Origin of the sequence: Rhodopseudomonas palustris HaA2 (genome assembly GCF_000013365.1) — a bacterium.
In the GTDB taxonomy this organism is placed as follows: Bacteria; Pseudomonadota; Alphaproteobacteria; order Rhizobiales; family Xanthobacteraceae; genus Rhodopseudomonas; species Rhodopseudomonas palustris_J.
The window spans coordinates 2,337,245-2,354,899 of the sequence record NC_007778.1; the positions used below are offsets into that span (position 1 = coordinate 2,337,245).

At 69.2% G+C, this 17,655-nt stretch carries 18 protein-coding genes; 17 read left to right on the forward strand and 1 reads right to left on the reverse strand.

Annotated elements, in window-relative coordinates:
* Positions 1-140 precede the first annotated feature (140 nt).
* The 7 genes from ntrB to RPB_RS10360 all read left to right on the forward strand — a co-directional run bounded on the left by ntrB (position 141) and on the right by RPB_RS10360 (position 6,199).
* A complete protein-coding gene (gene ntrB / locus RPB_RS10330) occupies positions 141-980 on the forward strand; it encodes a nitrate ABC transporter permease (protein ID WP_011440950.1) in 840 nt (279 codons plus the stop codon).
* Between the two features lie 5 nt (positions 981-985).
* Positions 986-1,903: an ABC transporter ATP-binding protein gene (locus RPB_RS10335; RefSeq protein ID WP_011440951.1), complete on the forward strand. Its 918-nt coding sequence runs from the start codon at positions 986-988 to the stop codon at positions 1,901-1,903.
* 42 nt (positions 1,904-1,945) lie between these two features.
* Entirely contained in the window at positions 1,946-2,434 is a 489-nt protein-coding gene (gene cynS, locus RPB_RS10340) for a cyanase (protein WP_011440952.1), read from the forward strand.
* 289 nt (positions 2,435-2,723) lie between these two features.
* Positions 2,724-3,917: a CaiB/BaiF CoA transferase family protein gene (locus RPB_RS10345; protein ID WP_041798183.1), complete on the forward strand. Its 1,194-nt coding sequence runs from the start codon at positions 2,724-2,726 to the stop codon at positions 3,915-3,917.
* A gap of 288 nt (positions 3,918-4,205) precedes the next feature.
* Positions 4,206-4,583, forward strand: coding sequence for a hypothetical protein (locus tag RPB_RS25215; RefSeq protein WP_041798184.1), 378 nt, complete (start codon positions 4,206-4,208; stop codon positions 4,581-4,583).
* 210 nt (positions 4,584-4,793) lie between these two features.
* The gene (locus RPB_RS10355; protein ID WP_011440954.1) at positions 4,794-5,324 is read left to right on the forward strand and encodes a hypothetical protein; all 531 of its coding nucleotides are present in this window, start codon (positions 4,794-4,796) and stop codon (positions 5,322-5,324) included.
* A 53-nt stretch (positions 5,325-5,377) separates the two neighbouring features.
* A complete protein-coding gene (locus RPB_RS10360) occupies positions 5,378-6,199 on the forward strand; it encodes a hypothetical protein (RefSeq protein ID WP_011440955.1) in 822 nt (273 codons plus the stop codon).
* Positions 6,200-6,276: 77 nt separating this feature from the next.
* Here the strand turns inward: RPB_RS10360 and RPB_RS10365 are convergent, their stop codons facing one another.
* Positions 6,277-6,957: a hypothetical protein gene (locus RPB_RS10365; RefSeq protein ID WP_011440956.1), complete on the reverse strand. Its 681-nt coding sequence runs from the start codon at positions 6,955-6,957 to the stop codon at positions 6,277-6,279.
* 176 nt (positions 6,958-7,133) lie between these two features.
* On the opposite strand from RPB_RS10365, the gene RPB_RS10370 reads away from it, so the two are divergent.
* From RPB_RS10370 to RPB_RS10415, 10 genes are all read left to right on the forward strand, one after another.
* Positions 7,134-7,316 carry a hypothetical protein gene (locus tag RPB_RS10370; RefSeq protein WP_157038799.1) on the forward strand — a complete coding sequence of 61 codons (183 nt, stop codon included), beginning with the start codon at positions 7,134-7,136 and terminating at the stop codon, positions 7,314-7,316.
* Between the two features lie 166 nt (positions 7,317-7,482).
* Positions 7,483-8,394: a fatty acid desaturase gene (locus tag RPB_RS10375; protein WP_011440957.1), complete on the forward strand. Its 912-nt coding sequence runs from the start codon at positions 7,483-7,485 to the stop codon at positions 8,392-8,394.
* A complete protein-coding gene (gene asnB / locus RPB_RS10380) occupies positions 8,382-10,130 on the forward strand; it encodes an asparagine synthase (glutamine-hydrolyzing) (RefSeq protein ID WP_011440958.1) in 1,749 nt (582 codons plus the stop codon). The genes RPB_RS10375 and asnB overlap by 13 nt, the downstream gene beginning before the upstream one ends.
* The gene (locus RPB_RS10385; RefSeq protein WP_011440959.1) at positions 10,127-10,777 is read left to right on the forward strand and encodes an HAD family hydrolase; all 651 of its coding nucleotides are present in this window, start codon (positions 10,127-10,129) and stop codon (positions 10,775-10,777) included. The genes asnB and RPB_RS10385 overlap by 4 nt, the downstream gene beginning before the upstream one ends.
* Positions 10,774-11,850, forward strand: a complete 1,077-nt coding sequence (locus tag RPB_RS23780) for a Gfo/Idh/MocA family protein (protein ID WP_011440960.1) — start codon at positions 10,774-10,776, stop codon at positions 11,848-11,850. The genes RPB_RS10385 and RPB_RS23780 overlap by 4 nt, the downstream gene beginning before the upstream one ends.
* Complete coding sequence (locus tag RPB_RS23785; RefSeq protein ID WP_011440961.1) at positions 11,847-12,791, forward strand: ROK family protein; 945 nt, start codon at positions 11,847-11,849, stop codon at positions 12,789-12,791. The genes RPB_RS23780 and RPB_RS23785 overlap by 4 nt, the downstream gene beginning before the upstream one ends.
* A complete protein-coding gene (locus RPB_RS10400; RefSeq protein ID WP_041798187.1) occupies positions 12,722-13,939 on the forward strand; it encodes a DegT/DnrJ/EryC1/StrS family aminotransferase in 1,218 nt (405 codons plus the stop codon). The genes RPB_RS23785 and RPB_RS10400 overlap by 70 nt, the downstream gene beginning before the upstream one ends.
* Positions 13,936-15,306 (forward strand): class I adenylate-forming enzyme family protein, encoded by a 1,371-nt coding sequence (locus RPB_RS10405; protein ID WP_011440963.1) that lies wholly within the window; start codon positions 13,936-13,938, stop codon positions 15,304-15,306. The genes RPB_RS10400 and RPB_RS10405 overlap by 4 nt, the downstream gene beginning before the upstream one ends.
* Positions 15,303-16,319: a PIG-L deacetylase family protein gene (locus tag RPB_RS10410; RefSeq protein WP_011440964.1), complete on the forward strand. Its 1,017-nt coding sequence runs from the start codon at positions 15,303-15,305 to the stop codon at positions 16,317-16,319. Before RPB_RS10405 ends, RPB_RS10410 begins: the two co-directional genes overlap by 4 nt.
* Positions 16,316-17,500, forward strand: a complete 1,185-nt coding sequence (locus RPB_RS10415) for a radical SAM protein (protein ID WP_011440965.1) — start codon at positions 16,316-16,318, stop codon at positions 17,498-17,500. Before RPB_RS10410 ends, RPB_RS10415 begins: the two co-directional genes overlap by 4 nt.
* Positions 17,501-17,655 lie beyond the last annotated feature (155 nt).

Below are 17,655 nucleotides of genomic sequence, written 5' to 3' on the forward strand. Positions count from 1 at the left end.
CTCCCTGCTATTCCAGCACGCGCGCGCGGACGATTCCGCGCGGTGAGCCGGGCGAGGGGGCGCATCCTCGTTGCGAAATCATCGTTCCATTCCTTCATGCCGCCTCTCTCCCGGCGAGCGGGAGAGAGCAGAGAGTCCTCATGACGAAGTCCCTTCGCATTCGTGCAGCCGTGGTCTCGCTGGTGATCTTCGCGGCCTTCATCGGCGCCTGGCATCTGGCGACGCGCGGCACCGGCGCCGTGGCCCAGATGAGTCCGGAATACGCCGCGCTGATGGGCGCGACAGCGACCCAGGGCAAATCGGCGATGCCGGGTCCGCTCGACGTCGGCGCCAAGCTCTGGGAGCACATCCAGCGGCCGTTCTACGACAACGGCCCCAACGATAAGGGGCTCGGCATCCAGCTCGGCTATTCGATCGCGCGGGTGGCGATCGGCTATCTGATCGCGGTCGCGGTGGCGATCCCGCTCGGCTTCCTGATCGGGATGTCGCCGCTGATGAACAAGGCGCTCGACCCGTTCATTCAGGTGCTGAAGCCGATCTCGCCGCTCGCCTGGATGCCGCTGGCGCTCTACACGATCAAGGATTCGAGCCTGTCGGCGATCTTCGTGATCTTCATCTGCTCGGTGTGGCCGATGCTGCTCAACACCGCGTTCGGCGTCGCCTCGGTGCGCAAGGAGTGGATCAACGTCGCGCGCACGCTGGAAGTCGGCAACGTGCGGCGCGCCTTCACCGTGATCCTGCCGGCGGCGGCGCCGACCATCCTCACCGGCATGCGGATCTCGATCGGCATCGCCTGGCTGGTGATCGTCGCCGCCGAGATGTTAGTAGGGGGTACGGGTATTGGGTACTTCGTCTGGAACGAATGGAATAATTTGTCGATCGTGAATGTGATCATTGCGATCCTGCTGATCGGGGTGGTGGGGATGCTGCTCGACCAGATCCTGGCGCGGTTCACCCGCATGGTCACGTTTCCGGAGTGAGCGCGATGATCGACAAGTTCATTTCGATCGAGGGCATCGCCAAGCGCTATCCCGGCGCGGCCGGCGCCGGCGACACCACGATCTTCGAGAACCTCTGGTTGTCGCTGCCGCGCGGCGAGTTCGGCTGCGTCATCGGCCATTCCGGCTGCGGCAAGACCACGGTGCTCAACATCCTCGCCGGGCTCGACGCGCCCAGCGAAGGCGCGGTGATCGTCGACGGCCAGGCGATCGAGGGCACCAGCCTCGACCGCGCGGTGATCTTCCAGAGCCACGCGCTGCTGCCGTGGCGCACGGTGATGGGCAACGTCGCCTATGCGGTGAGTTCGAAATGGCGCAAATGGGACAAGGCGCGCGTCCGCGCCCACGCCCAGCAATTCATCGACCTCGTCGGCCTGACCGGTTCGGAGCACAAGCGGCCCTCGGAACTGTCCGGCGGCATGAAACAGCGCGTCGGCATCGCCCGCGCGCTGAGCATCACGCCGAAGATCATGCTGATGGACGAGCCGTTCTCGGCGCTCGACGCGCTGACCCGCGGCTCGCTGCAGGACGAGGTCCGCCGGATCTGTCTGGAGACCGGCCAGACCACCTTCATGATCACCCACGACGTCGACGAGGCGATGTATCTCGCCGATAAAATCTTCCTCATGACCAACGGCCCCGGCGCCGTGGTGGCGGAGATCGTCGAGAACCCGCTGCCGAAGGATCGCGCAAGGATCGATCTGCACCGGCATCCTTATTACTACGCGCTGCGCAACCACATCGTCGACTTCCTGGTGACGCGCAGCAAGACCTTCGCCGCCGCCAATCCGAACCACGATCCGCTCGCCGTGCCGGTGGTGCGCCCCGGCCTCGGCGAACCCGCTCTGGTGCCGGCCGCGAACGGCGCCGGCGCGTCGGCTCCGGCGCAGCTCCGCGCGCGCTGACGCCATCCTCTTTCATCATCACCACCTCACGGAGAACTCATCATGAAGCGTGCGCAACTCACCGAAAAGCTCGTCGATCTCAAGCGCGAGAAAGGCTGGACCTGGAAGTACATCTGCGAAAAGATCGGCGGCCATTCCGAAGTGCTGGTGGTCGGCGCCATCCTCGGCCAGATGAAGCTGACCAAGCCGCAGGCCGCCGCCGCCGGCGAATTGTTCGGCCTGTCCAAGGTCGAGATCGCGATGCTCAACGAGGTGCCGATGCGCGGCGAGGGCATCACCATGCCGCCGACCGATCCCTTGATCTATCGCTTCTACGAACTGGTGATGATCAACGGCCCGGCCTGGAAGGCGCTGATCGAAGAGGAATTCGGCGACGGCATCATGTCGGCGATCGATTTCGACATGGTGATGGACCGCCTGCCCAACCCCAAGGGCGACCGCGTCAAGATCACGATGTCGGGCAAGTTCCTGCCCTACAAATACTACGGCGCGACCGGCAACAACCAGGAATACGGCTTCAAGGAGGAGTGAGGCGGACTCGCTGCGTCGCGACCGACCACAGTTCAATGCATCATGCCCGGCCTCGTGCCGGGCATTGACGTTTTGGCCTTGCAGTGCAGTAAGGCGTGGTGGCCGGGACGAGGCCCGATGACGGGTTGATGGAGACGGGCGCCGACAGCCCACGGCGGGCCACCTCGACCTCTCGGCTCTCGTCCTTGCGAAAATCGCATGCCGATGCGACGCCGAGCCCACATCTCGGTCGCGGCCGGACATGTATGGTCGCCGGCAGAATCTCGCCGACTCCCCATCGTGGACAGCCATGACAACACCGACCGGGCCGCTCGCCGGCATCCGCATTCTCGATCTGACCAGCGTATTGTTCGGCCCCTATGCGGCGCAGATTCTCGGCGACTGGGGCGCCGACGTGATCAAGGTCGAGTCGCTGGCCGGCGACATGTGGCGCTACTCGGGCGCGTTCCGCCATCGCGGCATGGGCGGCCAGTTCATGGCAGTGAACCGCAACAAGCGCAGCCTCGCGCTCGACCTCAAGCATCCGCACGGCAAGGCGGCGCTGCGGCGGCTGATCCCGGGCGCCGACGTGCTGCTCAGCAATGTGCGCCCCGCCGCGATGGCGCGGCTCGGATTCGGCTACGAGGACTGTTGCGCGTTGAACCCGCGGCTGATCTATGCGGCGGCGACCGGCTTCGGTCAGGACGGGCCGTGGGCGGCGCGGCCGGCGTTCGACGAGATCATCCAGGCGGCGTCGGGGCTGGCGTCATCGATCGGCTCGGACGACGAACCGCATTTCGTGCCGAGCCTCATCGGCGACAAGATCTGCGGCCAGGCGCTCGCCGGCGCGGTGTCGGCGGCGCTGTTCAGTCGCGAGCGAACCGGCCGCGGCCAATTCGTCGAAGTGCCGATGCTGGAGACCATCGCCGGCTTCAACAGCATCGAGATGCTCGGCGGCTATGCGTTCGATCCGCCGATCGGCCCCGCCGGTTACAAGCGGATGAAGGAGCGCAGGCCGGTCCGCACCAAGGACGGCTGGATGACGATGCTGCCGTATTCCGGCGACAATTGGTGCGCGTTCTTCACCGCGGTCGGCCGCGCCGAACTGATCGACGAATTGCAGGTGCGCGATCCGGTGGCGCGCGCCGAGAACATCGACCGGATCTACGCGGCGATGAACGAGATCGCGCCGAGCCGCACCACCGCGGAGTGGGAAGAGCTGCTGCTGCGGCTCGACGTGCCGCACACTTCGTTTGCGAGGATCAGCGAGGTCGCCGAGCAGGAGCACCTCAAGGCGGTCGATTACTTCGCCGCGATCGACCATCCGAGCGAAGGCCGGATCCGTCAGGCGCGCCCCGCGACTAAATTTTCCGAAGAGCCCCCCAGCCTGCACCGCCCGACCCCACGCCTCGGCGAGCACTCGCGCGAGGTGCTGCTGGAGGCCGGCTACAGCGATGACGAGATCGATGCGCTGGTCGATGCCGGCGCGGTCGGGGAGGGGTGAGCGAGTAAGTTACCACGACCGACCATTCAGCCGCCGCATCCGCAACGAGTCGTCCCCGCGCAGGCGGGGACCCATAACCCCCGGCTTGGCAAGCTAAAGATGGCCTCAGCCGCAGCGGGCAATGGAGACGCTGCGGCGTATGGGTTCCCGCCTGCGCGGCAGCAATCGCCTATGGAATTCGAGGCTCTTGCACCGGGCTCTCTTCACCCTCTCCTTCGAGGGGGAGGGTGATGCGCGCCGCGAGCGCGAACGTTCAGATGCGATCGCCCTGGCCTGCGCGGGGACCACATGCTCGATCTCCACGAGGAAGGGCTGGTGCTGGCGGAGATCGATCTCGGCCTGATCGCATTCGCCAAGGCCTCGGTCGACCCCGTGGGCCACGATGCACGGCCGGACGTGACCCGGCTGCTGTTCAACAACAAGCCAGCCCGCCACGTCGAATACTTCTCGGTGCCGGCGAGGCGGGGCCGATGGCGGCGCTCGATCCGGCCGCCGGTTAGGAGAGGGCGGCGGCGCGCACAACGCCATGCGGCGCGCCAGCGCTCCTCACGCACACTGAGTATGGCGATCCCGCCGCGTCATCAGATGAAATGGAACCAGGGTGACCCCTACGCGCCGCCTGGCCAGCATCATGACGAGATTGGCCGAAGGTCCCTTGGCGTATAGAAAAGGTATGTTACAGTTACGGCGCTTTGACGGAAGTGATACTCGGAAATTTTTCTTACGATTGTTTTGTTCAGCGAAAGCACCTTCGGAAGAGGTGCCGCCCCAACTACTCCGCGAAGAACGCTCTGCGAGAGACCGTTACGCGACCGTGATGAAAGTCACGATCGTCGACCCGTCGTCATGCAGACACTCAACATCAGGGAGGTGGGAATGAATTCGGATATCAAGCTGGACTCCGAGGGAACCGGGTGGGTCACCATCGAATCCAACGTGCTGAAGGTGAACGCGAGTGATCTGATGTTGGACAGCAGCGCTCGCCGCAGCAGCGCGGAAGGACACCGGCGCGCGCTGGTCCACGACGAAAGCGACGGCCTCACCCTCAATTTCGCCGGCGACTATCCGGGCAACGTCACGATCGAAGGCGGCGCCAATATTCGTGGCCCGACCAGAATCAAGGGTGACGGGCGGATTGAAGGCCGCGCCCAGATCGACGGCGGATTGAGCGTCCGTGGTCGACTGCGGCTGCACAGAATCGACTCTCCCGACAACGCGTTGCCGCGCACCGGCAATGTCGGCGACATCATCGTCGTTCAGAATGCAACGATCACGCCGGAGGCCTTGTTGAATGATGTCAGCCTCTGGATCTGTATCGGAAAACGTATCGGGCTGGGCCAGGGCGACGAAGTCTACTGGCAGCCGCTGTCCGCAGGCGCACCCGTCGCAGGAACGCGTGATGACTGATGCGAGATCACCGATCACAACCATTGGATTGAAGATCTGGACGGAGGACCAAGATGGCTCTCTTCGGTTTCCGGTTGCAAACGCTTGCGACCATTTCACTCCGTAGCCGCCACACCGATGACGATATCATCACGTTCGCCGTCGCCATCAACGAGGTGGTGCGTGGGCAATGCTCTGGCCGATCGGCGGCGTTCGGAGGCGGCACCATCGACATGGCGTTCGTCCCCGCAACGGTCGGTACTGGAAGTTGGGATCGCGATTTTCTCGTCGGACCTTTCGATATCGAGCCCGAGGACAGCATCCGCGTGTTCTATTCGGTGACCAATATCGGAGACACGCAGATTCCCGATCCGAAAGCCGAGAAGCTTCAGATCGAAATCATGGACAAAATGTTGGTCGCGGCGGTCGGCTTCGTCGCCGGCCCGGCTGGTCTCGCCTTGGGCGTGATCGGCGAAATACTGGGAAAAGCGCTGGGACTGATTCCAAGTCCGATCGCGACAGCTCTCGGTTGGAAGCCGAACGGGCCCTGCAACGGCGTCGTGCTCGGCGGCGGCGTGGACTTCACTGGCACGGGACTCGGGCAACTCGAATTCGTCGATCGCCCATCTCTTCCTTCGGGCGTCGGGCCGGAACAGGCCAGCAAGGTCACCCGTCACTACGACGACGAGGCCACCCACGACATCGAGAAGTGCGGAGCGATCGCGCAAACGGATCTGACGTTCGAAGTGATGAAGTTCGCCCGCGTGGTTTCGGTCCGCGCCCACGCATCACGTCGAAGGCCGACGGCTCCGCAACTTCGTGACGGGCTTCGCCAGTTGCGGCCGAACGCCGGCCCGGTCGGCGTGCGTCAGTTGTTGGGACTGCAGGCGATCTAAGAGTAGCGCGCGCCGGATGCGCCTGGGCCACGCGTGGCCGAACTCCGTTTCGGTGCGCGGCGCGCTCCGGCGAGACATTATTCGAAGTCCCGTCGCCGCTTCCGCCGCCCCCTGCCGCTATAGCCGAGGTCGGTTTCCTCCGCCGGGCGTTTCGCGGCCGTCAGCAGGTCCATCGCCTCCTGCGGGATGTGTTCGAGGTCGACGCCGCCGCGGCGCATCTCCTTCAGGGCGGTGCGGATGGCCTCGTCTTCCGACAGCCAGTCGGCGATGGTGCGCGTCCGGTCAGCGGGCTCGCGGCGGCGGCGCCGGCGGCCCATCGCTTCCAGTCGCGCCATCTTCAGCACCTGCAACGCCTGCATCAGCCGGTCGACATCGGTGCCGGCGTCGGCCTCGAGCCTGACGACCATCTGCTCGGCGAGCTGGCGCAGCCGCTCGGCCAGCGTCCGCAATTTCAGCTTCTGGCTGGCGCGCGCGGTCGGCATTCGGTCGGTGGCGCGCGGCGCGAAGGGCGGGCGCGTCCAGGCGCCGTCGCGGCTCCAGCGGCTGATGCTGGCGCGGCCGACGCCGGTCCTGGCGCTGATCTGGCTGTAGGTCAGCTCGGTCTGTTCGATCAGCCGGCGCACCTCCGCCGCCTTGGCGTCGGTATGCGGCCGCCGCGATCCGCGCGGGCGCCCGCCGGGGATCGGCGGCGGCGAATCCGACTTCGGGTCGGGCGTGACGCGGAGACGGATGATGGAGGGTTCGAATGGATATCGCATAACAAGGAATATAAACCTAGTTCGTGCGCTTGGCAAGTCCGGCTGACGTGCGCCGCGCGTTTGCGGCCGGACGCGGTCCGCGTGTGCCGCACAGAAACACTCTTTCAAGTTGTGCAATTTCGAGTTATACAATCATGGGTTGCATCATCGACCCGCGCAAACTCATGGAGGACACGATGTCTGGCAGTGCGGAAGAAGGCGTGCAGATCGAACGGTCCAAGGAGCATCTCGAGGGGCTGCAGCAATTCCATTCGGCGCTCGAGAAGCTGCACACCGCCGAAGCGGAGCTGGCGCGCCTGCGCGTCGACCTGCTGTCGCGCGGCGTCGACCTCGACGTCTGCGACGAGCTCCACTGGTAGGCGGGCTCGCCCGCCCGCGGCGCCACGCGCCGGCCGCCTCTCGCGTGCGGGCGGTGGCTGCGGGTGGCGCCGCGCCGGGCCGCGCGGCCGCGGGCGATGATCAAGGCCCGCCGAGCGCGATGATCTCACCAACGACGCGCCGTCCGACATTGCGGAGGAGTTCGTCATGCCGAGCCGTGTCCCGTCCAACCCGCATGCGCCGCTCAGGCTCGCCATCTATCTCGGCGCGATCGTTGCGCTGCTCGCGGCGATCGTCGTCGTGCCGGGGACGGCGGCCGGGATCGCAGCGGCGCTGCTGCTGGGGATCGTCTACGCCCACGGCCTCGAACTGCAGCACGAGACGCTGCACGGCATCTTCCTCGCGACCGAGGCCGGCAACCGGCTCGCCGGCTCGCTGCTCGGCCTGCCGATGCTCACCACCTTCACCGACACCCGCGTCCGCCACCTGCATCATCACCGCTATGTCGGCACGCCGCAGGATGTGTTCGACCGCAGCTGCGCGGATTTCTCGAACCGGCGCGCGCTGCTCGGCCATGTCTTCGCGGCGACGCGGCTGCGCGATTTCATCGGCGCCACGGCGACGCTGCTGTCCGGGCGCCGGCACGATGTGCTCAAGGCCCCTGCGCGCGATCGGGCGAGGACCGAGTTCGTCGCCACCGCGCTGATCCTGCTCGCGCTGCTCGCGCTCGCGGCGCTGATCGATCCGCGGCTGTTGCTGTGGGGCTGGATCGTGCCGGCGCTGATCGTCGCGCCGGCCGTGCACTTCCTGATGACGGTGCACGAACATATCGGCCGGCCGCGGCTGACGCGCCGGATCACCGAGAATTCGCGCAGCTACCGGGCGCCGGCGTGGTGGAACTATCTGGTCCACTACGACAATTATCACATCGAGCATCATCTGGAACCCGGCCTGCCGTTCCCGCAACTGCCCGCCTTCCACGCCGAGCGTCGCCGCGCCGGCGCCGACAGCCTGACCTTGTCGCAGGCGATGGCCGAGACGGCGCGCGGCATCGCCGCGTGCCTGCGCGCATCCGCATCCACCGCAACGCGAACGGAGCCGCCGCGATGTGCGCCATAGCCGGACTCGTCTCGCTCGATGCGCCGCCGCACGTGCGGCCGATCCTCGACGCCATCCGCCATCGCGGCCCGGATGGGCTCGGCACGCATCGCGACGGCGCCTGCGAGATCGGCGCGGCGCGGCTCGCGATCGTCGATCCCGAACGCGGCGCGCAGCCGATGCGCGATCCGCTGTCGCAGACCGCGGTCGCGTTCAACGGCGAGATCTACAACGCCGACGAATTGCGCCGCATGCTGATCGCGCGCGGGCACCGCTTCGCGACGCGCTGCGACACGGAAGTGGTGCTGCGCGGCTTCCTCGAATGGGGGCTGGATCTGCCAACGCATCTGTCCGGCATGTACGCGATCGCGGTGCTGGAACGCGGGCGGCTGACGCTGATCCGCGATCCGCTCGGCATCAAGCCGCTGCGCTATGCGCAGCGCGGCGCGCAATTCGCGTTCGCCTCGGAGGCCAAGGCGCTGCTGCGCTGGTTCGGCCCGCCGCGTCTCGACGAGACGGCGTTGGCCGATTTCATCGCGATCGGCTATCCGACCGGCCGCCACACCTTCTTCGCCGGGATCTCGACGCTGCCGCCCGGCCATCTGCTGACGGTAAACTGGGGGCAGGGGCTGCACGTCGCCGAGCCGCGGCCGTATCAACTACGCACCCCGCCGCCGCAGTTGCAATTGTGCGAGGACGAGGCCGAACTCGCTTTCGTCGACGCGCTGCTGGCGGCGACGAACAGCCATCTGCAGGCCGACACCGAGGTCGTGGCGGTGCTGTCCGGCGGCATCGATTCCGCGATGCTGGCCTGCACCGCGGCGGAACTGTCGGGCCGCAGGCTGCGCACCTTCACCGTCGCCGACACCGCCGAGCATCCCGACGCCGTCGCCGCCGCGCGCGTGGCGCGGGCGATCGGCGCCGATCACACGCTGCTGACCTTCGGCTTCGACGATTACCTCGCGGCAATTCCGGCGACCATCGCGGCGGTCGAGGCGCCCGATCTGCATGCCGGGCCGTTCTTCCATCTGCTGTGCCAGGTGATCGGCGGCTGCGCCAAAGTCTGCCTCAACGGCGAAGGCGCCGACGAGACGCTCGGCGGCTACTACGATCCGGCCGGGACGATCGCCACGCTCACCGACGGCCAGGCGCGCGCGCAGGCCGCGGGGCTCGTTCCCAGCGACCGCGCCTGCGCCATTCGCGACGGCCTGCTCGAAGCCGCCGCGAAAGGCGCCGCCGGCATCCGCGCCACGCTCGACATTTCGCTGCAGGATCTGCTGGAGCGCGCCCAGCTCGATCCGGTGGATCATCTGTCGATGGCCGCGGGCGTCGAGATGCGGGTGCCCTATCTCGACCCCGTGGTGCAGGCGGTGGTGCGGCGCGTGCCGCCGGGCGAGATCGTCGATACGTCGCTCGGCATCACCAAGCGGCTGCTGCGCCGCGCCGCGGTGCGCCGCCACGGCGCGCATCTGCTCGACAGCGCGCTGCGCGCCAAGATGATGATGCCGCACGCCTCCGGCGGCCACGCCGCGCGCTTTGCCCAGGCCTGCGATCACGCGGTGCCCGACGACGCGCTGCGTCGTCTGCCGTTCGGCGCGGGCTTCGCCAGCAAGACCGATGTCGTGCTGTTCGAACTGTTCCGCCGGATCCATCTCGACGGCGGCGGCGCTGCAGTGAAAATCGACGACGTGTTCGCCGAGATCGCCGGATCGTCGCGCGCCGGCGCGAGCGCGATCGCGCAGGCGGCCGCGTCATGACCGCGGTGCTGTTCGATCTCGACGGCGTGCTGATCGATAGCTGGCAGGCGGTGGAAGCCGCCTTCCTCGCAGCCGCGGCCGACCACGCGCTCGACGGCCGCGCCCGGCTGTCCGACTTTCGCGCGCGGATGGGAATGCCGCTGGAAGCGATCGTCGCCGAGTTCGGCTTTCCCTCGGGCTTCCCCGCGGCGTTTCGCGCCGCCGCGCGTCTCCACGATCCCAAGGCCCGCGCATTTCCCGGCGTCGTGGCGATGTTGCAGCACATCCGCAGCGCCGGATTGAAGCTCGGCGTGGTGACCGGGAAGGATCGGCCGCGTACGCTGTCGATCCTCGCCGCCACCGGCCTGATCGAGCTGGTCGACGCGGTCGTCACCGCCGACGATGCGCCGGGCAAGCCCGCGCCCGACGGGCTGTGGCTGTGCGAGCGCCGGCTCGGCGCCGGCGCGGCGCTGGCCTTCGTCGGCGACACCGCGATCGATCTGGCCGCCGCGCGCAATGCCGGGCGCATCGCGATGCTGGCGCATTGGGGCGGCGGCCCGCAGGTCACGGATCGCGCCGGCGTTATCGAGGTCGCAACGCCCGGCGAGGTCACCGACCTCGTCGTCGCGCTGGCGCAGGAGGCCCGCCGGCTGGAGCCGGCGCGATGACGGCGCCGCTGCGGCAGGAACCGCTGCGGCTCGGCCTGTGCGGCTGCGGCTGGGTGATCCGGCATTGCTATCAGCCGGCGCTGGCGGAGCTTTCGGCGCTGTTCGAGGTCGTGGCGGTCTTCGATCCCGATCCGGCCGCGCTGCAGCGGGCCGCACATGCGTGGCCGGCGGCGCGGCGCTGCGATTCGTTCGAGGAGTTGCTCGCCGCGCATCCGGATGCGGCGGTGATCGCCTCGCCGAACGCCTGTCATCTCGACCACGCAACCGCATTGCTCGCCGCCGGCATCTCGTGCCTGGTCGAGAAGCCGGTGGTGCGCGACACGGCCGACGCCGCGCTGCTGCAGGCTGCGGCGCAGAGCGGCGCGGCGCTGGTCAGCGGCGTCGCCTGCCGCTTTCGCGATGATACACGACTGTGGCTCGATCAGGTCGCGTTGCTCGGTCCGCTCACCGAACTCGATCTGGTCTGGAGTCGCGAGCACGGCGTGCCGTCGGCGCCGTGGCATCTGCGCCGCGCGGACGGCTGGACCGGCGTGTTCGCCGATCTCGGCTATCATCTGCTGGACCTCGCCGGCGCGGCGCTGCGCTGGCGCGCCGAACGCATCGACGTCGCCATGGTGCAACGCGCGTCACAGCGTCGTGGCGCGGGCGCCTCCTGGTATGTCGAGGGCAGCAAGGTCCGTGCCGGGTCGCTGGCCTACGACACCGACGATCGCTTCGGCGCCACGCTGGCGGTCGACGGCTGCCGGATCGGCCTGCGCGTCGCCTGGATCGACAGCGCGCGCGGCGATCTGGTGCGGCTCGAGGCGCGCGGTGCGCGGGGCGAAGCCGTGCTCAGCGGGCTGTTCGGATTTTCCGACAACCGCCGTGAGCGCGATCAGCAAGTGGTGCTGCGGCTGCACGGCCGCGACAAGATCCGTACCACATTCGAAACCGGGCCCGAGTTGCAACTTTGCGCCTTCGCGACCCTGCTGCGACATTTTCATCGCTGCGTCCGCGCCGGCGCGGACGAGGAAGCCGCCGCGCTGCGGTTCGCCGCCGCGCTCGGCGGCGCCTTGCGGGAGGCGGCGGCATGAGCGCGATCTTCGCCGTCGATCTAGGGGCCACCTGGCTGCGCACCGCGCGGGTCGCGCCGGACGGGCGATGGATCGACCGCAAGGCGCGGGTGCCGACGCCGGACGGCCCAGCCGAGGCGCGCAAACTGATCGAGACCGCCTGGCGGCGTGCCGGCTGCGCCGAAGCGGTGGCGCTGGCGACCGCGCCGGAACTCGACAGCGATGGCGTGGTGCGGCGCTGGCCGAACCGGCGCGACTACGAAGGCGCGCCGCTGTTGACCGATGCGCTCCGCTGCGTCGCGAGGCTCGCGCTGTTCGACGACGCCACCGCGGCGGCGCTGTCGGCGGATGATGTCGACGGCGCCGCGGACGCGATCACGCTATGCCTGAGCATCGGCAGCGGCATCGGCGGCGGCGTCGTCATCGCGGGGCGGCCGCTCGTGGGCGCGCATCACGCGGCGATGGATGCCGGCCACATGCCGGTGCCGTCCGCCGCCGGCCTGCGATGCGCGTGCGGCCGCGACGGCTGCCTGCAGGCGGTCGCCTCCGGCGGGGCATTGCAACGGCACGGGGGCGGCGCTCTGTTCGGCGATGCGCGCGCAGAGCCGGCCTTGCATCGCGCCACCGCCGCGCTGGCGGAGGCGTTGGCGATCCTGCAGGCACTATTCGATCCGGAACGCGTGGTGATCGCGGGCGGCCTCGGCCTGTCGCCGCTGTTCGACCGGATCGCGGCCGAATTGAAAAGAAGCGGCGTCGCGCTCGCGATCGCGCCGCATCATCATGGCGACGATGCCGCGCTGGTCGGCGCGGCGATCGGTCTGGCGCGGGGCCTCGCGCCGCGCGCGTCAACCTCGGCAGCAATATCCCCACCAGCAGCGAGAGGCGATCCACGATGCAAGGTCAGTTCTCCGAACGGATACCAGCCTGGCCGCGTTTCGACGACGCGGACGAGCGGCGCCTGATCGAGGTGCTGCAGTCGCGCCGGTGGTGGCGCGGCAACGGCGGCATCGGCGACGCGTTCGAAGCCGCCTTCGCGGACTCGCTCGGCGCGGCGCATGTCCGTGTCGTGGCCAACGGCACGCTGGCGCTGGAACTGGCGCTCGATGCGCTCGGCGTGCAGCCGGGCGACGAGGTGATCGTGCCGGCCTGCACCTTCATCTCGACGGCGTCGGCGGTGCTGCGGATCGGCGCCTGGCCGATCCCGGTCGATGTCGAGCGTGACACGCTCAACATCGATGTCGACGCAGTGGCGGCGGCGATCACGCCGCGCACCCGCTGCATCGTCCCGGTGCATATGGCCGGCCATTCCTGCGACCTGTCGCGCCTGATCGCGCTCGCCCGCAGCCACGGCCTGGCGCTGCTCGAGGACGCCGCCCACGCGCATGGCGCGCGCGCGTTCGGCAAGGCGCTGGGCACGTTCGGTGATGCCGCGATCTTCAGTTTCCAGTCCGGCAAGCTGATGACGTGCGGCGAGGGCGGCGCGATCGCTACGGACCGGCCCGATCTCGCCGCGCGCAGCTTCGCGCTGCATTCCTGCGGCCGGCCGAAGGGCGACACCGACTATCGGCATCTGATGCCCGCGACCAATATGCGGCTCACCGAATTCCAGTCGGCGCTGCTGCACGGCCAGCTCGCGCGATTGCCGGCGCTCGGCGCCCAGCGCGAGCGCGCGGCGCCGTGTTTCGAGGCGCATCTGCGCGCCGCCGGACTGACGCCGCTGGCGCGCCGGGACTATGTCGAAGCCCACGGCCGCTACATGACGATGGCGTGGTTCGATCCGGCCGCGTTCGGCGGCCGCGACGCCGGACAATTGGCGGCGGAGCTGCGCGGCCTCGGCATTCCGGCGTATCGCTGCTTTCCCGAGATCCACCGCACCGGGATGTTCGATCCGCCGGCGTTGCAGCGGTTGCAGCGATCGTCCACGCCGCCGCCGGACTACGCGCGGATCGCGACGCCGGTCGCCGCCGCCGCGTCGCGTGCGGCGATCTGGTTCGCGCATCCGATCCTGCTCGGCGACGACGAATTGTTCGCCGACATCGCCCGCGCGATCGGCGAATTGCGACAGCCGCAACGCGCCGCGACGCCCCTGTCGCTGTCGGAGACGGCATGAGCGCGCCGCGCCGCATCGATGATCTGATCGCGTTGATCCGACGCGGACGGGTGCTGCTGCCGGACGGCCGCGACGTGACGATCGCGGAGGCTTGGCACGACGCCGAGACCGATCCGGCGGCGCGATGGATCGCGCCGGGCGACCGCGTGGTGTTGTCCGAGCCTGCCGGCGCCGATCTGGTACGCGCCACGCTCGCGGTGTGGGCGCAAGGCGGCGTTGCGGTGTTCGGCGTCGATCCGCATCGCTGCGGCGACTGGCCGGCCGATGTTCGCGTGCGGAGCTGGCCGGACGGCGCGGTGCTGCACGATGCGTCGCCGCGCACCGACGCTGTGGCTGTGATCCATACGTCGTCGGGAACGACGGGGCGGCCGAAGCTGGCGCGCAGGTCGTTCGAGAGCCTCGCGGCCGAGGCGGAGCGCTATGCCGCGTGCTACGCGCCGGCCGCCGGCGCGCGCGCTTATCTGGCCGCGCCGATCACGCACTCGTTTGCATTCGGCGCGATGCTCGGTCTGCTCGCGGCCGGCTGCGTGGTGCAAGTCGCGCCGGTGTTCCGGCCACGCGCGCTGGCGGACGCATTGCGCGGCGGCGCCGACATCGTCGTGCTGACGCCGCCGATGGCGCGGCTTGCGATCGAGGCGGCGCAGGAGCGCGATCAGCCGCTGCGGTGCGCGCCGCAGCTGGTGATCGCCGGCGCCGGCGCCGTGCCGGGCCGGCTCGACGCGGAGTTTCGCCGCGCATTCGGCTGCGGCCTCGCGCGCAACTACGGCGCGTCGGAAACCGGCGCGAGTTTCGGCGCGGCGCAGTCGCTGCCCGAGGGCTGCCTCGGCCGGCCGTTCCGCGGCGTCCGTGTCGTGTCGCCCCGGCCGGGCGACCACATCGGCGAACTGATCGTCGATCTCGACCACCCGATCCTCAGCCTCGAAGGCAAGACCGCGACGCCACCAATGCAGCGCGGCCTGTGGCGCAGCGGCGATCTCGCCGAGGTCGACGACGATCAACGGGTGTGGCTGCGCGGACGGATCGACGATCGCGTCAAGATCAACGGCCATCTGATCGATTGCGCCGCGCTGGCGGCGCAGGCGCGGGCGGCGCCGGGCGTCAGCGATGCGGTGGCGCTGGCGCTGCCACGGCCGCAGCGCGGCGAGATCCATGATCTGGTGCTGATCTGCGAGTGCCGCGATGAGGCTGTGTCGGCGGCCGATATCAGCCTGGCTGCGATGCCGCAGACGCCGATGATCGTGCTGACCCGGACCGAATTTCCGCGCACGGCGGCGGGCAAACCGGATCGCGACCAATTGCGCAGCTTCGCCGAAGCGCGGCTGCGCCGCGGGGCGGCGCGAGGCGAGATGCAAGGCGAGCCGCGATGAACGCAGCCGGGCGCAGCATCGAAATCGATCGCTGCGCGCGCGACGCGGTGGCGCTGCTGCCGCATGTCGTGCCGCATCGTGACGGCCTGCAGACGCTCGGCGGCCGAGTGATCGCGCTGCCGGCGCCGGCCCGCGCGCTGGTCGCGCGCTTTGCCGAGGGGCATGAATTCGACGACGACGAATTGTCGGACAGCGAGCGCGCCGCCGCGCGCGATCTGATCGAGGCCGGCTATCTGCTGCGTCTGCCGCCGGCCCGGCCGATCGATCGCGCGGCGCCGGTCGACGTGGTGCTGTCACCGCATATCGACGACGCCGCATTGTCACTCGGCGGCACCATCGCGCAGGCACGACGCCGCACGCTGGTGGTCAACGCGTTCACCTCGCAATCCTATCAGACCGGGCTGCGCGTGCCGCCCGAGCGGCTCGATGCGGTGGCCTGCGCCGAGGATCGTTTGGCCGGCCGTCTGCTCGGCTACGATGCCGTCTCGCTCGGCCTCGCCGGCGCGCAGGACCGGCATCGGCTCGGCCTGTCGGCGACGATGGGGTGGCCGCCGCGCGATGTCGCCGATCGGTTTGCGGGCGAGATCGACGCCGTGGCGCAGCGCGCCGTGGCGGCGATCCGCAACGCGCTCGGCCGAGCAGCGATCGGCAGCCTGTACGCGCCGGCCGCGATCGGCGGCCATCTCGATCACGTGGTCGTCGCGCTGGCGGGGCCGGCGATCGCGGCGGCGCTCGGGCTGTCGCCCGGCGCCGTCGCTTACTACGAGGATTTGCCTTACGCCGCGGCCGGCTGGCGCGGTGGCGTCGAGCTGCGCGAGCGCGCGCCGCGTTTCCGCGATATCTCCGCCGCGCTGGAGCGCAAGCGCGCGGCGCTGGCGATCTTCAAGACGCGGCTGCGCGCGCCGCAGATCGAACTCTGCATCGCCCACGCCGCACGGATTGCGCAGCGCGGCGCGGTGGAGCGTTGCTATCGGCGCAGCGGCGATGAAGTGCAAGCGGAGGATGGCGGATGAAGCATCTGCTGTATCACGACCTGATCGTCGCCGGAAACTGGTGCAACCTGAAATGCAGCTATTGCACCAGCGTCGCCGACGCCGACGATTACGGCGCCGTCACCTCGGCGTCGCGGCGCGGCAGGGGCGCGACCATCGCGATCGCCGAGGTGCTGGCGATGCTCGACGGTTTCGCCGCGCAGGTCGACGCGCCGCTGATCAAGCTGAGCGGCGGCGAATTGTTCCTGCTCGCCAACGCCGCCGAGCTGATCGCCGAGCTGGCGCAGCGCTACGCGCATGTCCAGGTGCTGACCAACGGCACCGAACTCGACGCCGCGACGGTGCAGCGCATCGCGCGGCGCGGCAACGTCTCGTTCAACCTGTCGCTCGACGGCCATAGCGCGGCGATGAACGCGATGCGGTGGCGCTCGCCGCGGATCGGCGCCCGGGTGATGGCGGCGTTCGCGGCGATGGTTCAGGCGTGCGAGACGGTCGAGATCACCAGCGTGATCAGCGCGGCCAATGCCGAGGGCTTTCCGGCCTTTCTCGACGTGCTGGCAGCGCAGCCTTGCCGCATCGTCGCGGTGCCGATCCCGGTGCGCGGCGTCACTGCCGCAGTGCTGTTTCCGGCCGAGGCGCGCCGCGCCTTCGCGGCGACGCTGCGGGCCTGCGTGCGGACACATCCCGACGTGCTCGGGCCTGCCGCTTACTACACGACGCTCGCGGATTTCCTCGACGCCGGCGGCGCGCAGCGCGAGCGGCGCTGCCATCTCGTCACGGCCGCCGTGCAACTCTTCGACACCGGCGCGGTGACGCCGTGCCCGGTGGGCTGGACCGGTGCAATCGGCGATCTGCGCAAAGAGGGCGCCGCATCGGTCGCGGCGCGGGTCGGCACGCACAAGATGTACGACCTGCTGACGCGCGAGCGGCCGCGGGTGCCGGTCTGTCGCAACTGTTTCAGCGCCGCCGACATGCTCAATCTGTATCTCGACGGCGAGATCGAGCTCGACGCGCTGGCGCGGCTGCCGCTGTATCACTCCGCCGCGGCCCGGGCGCGGCTGGTCGAACTACGCGAAGCCGCCGTCAGCCGCTTGACGGCGTCGATCGTATCGCAACTCGGCAGCAGCGAGATCAGCAGCAGATCGGCCAGCGCCGGCGGATCGGCGTCGCCGATGGCGATGCCGGCGCGCGCCGCGACCTGAGCCGCCTGCGCCTGCGCGCCGGGCCAGTCGTGCGCGAGGCAGGCCTGCAGCGCCGCCGCGAACGCCGCTTTGTCGGCGAGCCAGCCCTCGGTCGCGGCGCCGAGCCGGCGCAGCCGGTCGCGGGCTTCTGGCGCGCAGAGTTCGGCATGATCGGC

Excerpts from the sequence above, each read along its gene's own strand:
- ntrB (WP_011440950.1), top strand. The coding sequence starts at position 141 with ATGACGAAGTCCCTTCGCATTCGTGCAGCCGTGGTCTCGCTGGTGATC.
- RPB_RS10335 (WP_011440951.1), top strand. The coding sequence starts at position 986 with ATGATCGACAAGTTCATTTCGATCGAGGGCATCGCCAAGCGCTATCCC.
- cynS (WP_011440952.1), top strand. The coding sequence starts at position 1,946 with ATGAAGCGTGCGCAACTCACCGAAAAGCTCGTCGATCTCAAGCGCGAG.
- RPB_RS10345 (WP_041798183.1), top strand. The coding sequence starts at position 2,724 with ATGACAACACCGACCGGGCCGCTCGCCGGCATCCGCATTCTCGATCTG.
- RPB_RS25215 (WP_041798184.1), top strand. The coding sequence starts at position 4,206 with ATGCTCGATCTCCACGAGGAAGGGCTGGTGCTGGCGGAGATCGATCTC.
- RPB_RS10355 (WP_011440954.1), top strand. The coding sequence starts at position 4,794 with ATGAATTCGGATATCAAGCTGGACTCCGAGGGAACCGGGTGGGTCACC.
- RPB_RS10360 (WP_011440955.1), top strand. The coding sequence starts at position 5,378 with ATGGCTCTCTTCGGTTTCCGGTTGCAAACGCTTGCGACCATTTCACTC.
- RPB_RS10365 (WP_011440956.1), bottom strand. The coding sequence starts at position 6,957 with ATGCGATATCCATTCGAACCCTCCATCATCCGTCTCCGCGTCACGCCC.
- RPB_RS10370 (WP_157038799.1), top strand. The coding sequence starts at position 7,134 with ATGTCTGGCAGTGCGGAAGAAGGCGTGCAGATCGAACGGTCCAAGGAG.
- RPB_RS10375 (WP_011440957.1), top strand. The coding sequence starts at position 7,483 with ATGCCGAGCCGTGTCCCGTCCAACCCGCATGCGCCGCTCAGGCTCGCC.
- asnB (WP_011440958.1), top strand. The coding sequence starts at position 8,382 with ATGTGCGCCATAGCCGGACTCGTCTCGCTCGATGCGCCGCCGCACGTG.
- RPB_RS10385 (WP_011440959.1), top strand. The coding sequence starts at position 10,127 with ATGACCGCGGTGCTGTTCGATCTCGACGGCGTGCTGATCGATAGCTGG.
- RPB_RS23780 (WP_011440960.1), top strand. The coding sequence starts at position 10,774 with ATGACGGCGCCGCTGCGGCAGGAACCGCTGCGGCTCGGCCTGTGCGGC.
- RPB_RS23785 (WP_011440961.1), top strand. The coding sequence starts at position 11,847 with ATGAGCGCGATCTTCGCCGTCGATCTAGGGGCCACCTGGCTGCGCACC.
- RPB_RS10400 (WP_041798187.1), top strand. The coding sequence starts at position 12,722 with ATGCAAGGTCAGTTCTCCGAACGGATACCAGCCTGGCCGCGTTTCGAC.
- RPB_RS10405 (WP_011440963.1), top strand. The coding sequence starts at position 13,936 with ATGAGCGCGCCGCGCCGCATCGATGATCTGATCGCGTTGATCCGACGC.
- RPB_RS10410 (WP_011440964.1), top strand. The coding sequence starts at position 15,303 with ATGAACGCAGCCGGGCGCAGCATCGAAATCGATCGCTGCGCGCGCGAC.
- RPB_RS10415 (WP_011440965.1), top strand. The coding sequence starts at position 16,316 with ATGAAGCATCTGCTGTATCACGACCTGATCGTCGCCGGAAACTGGTGC.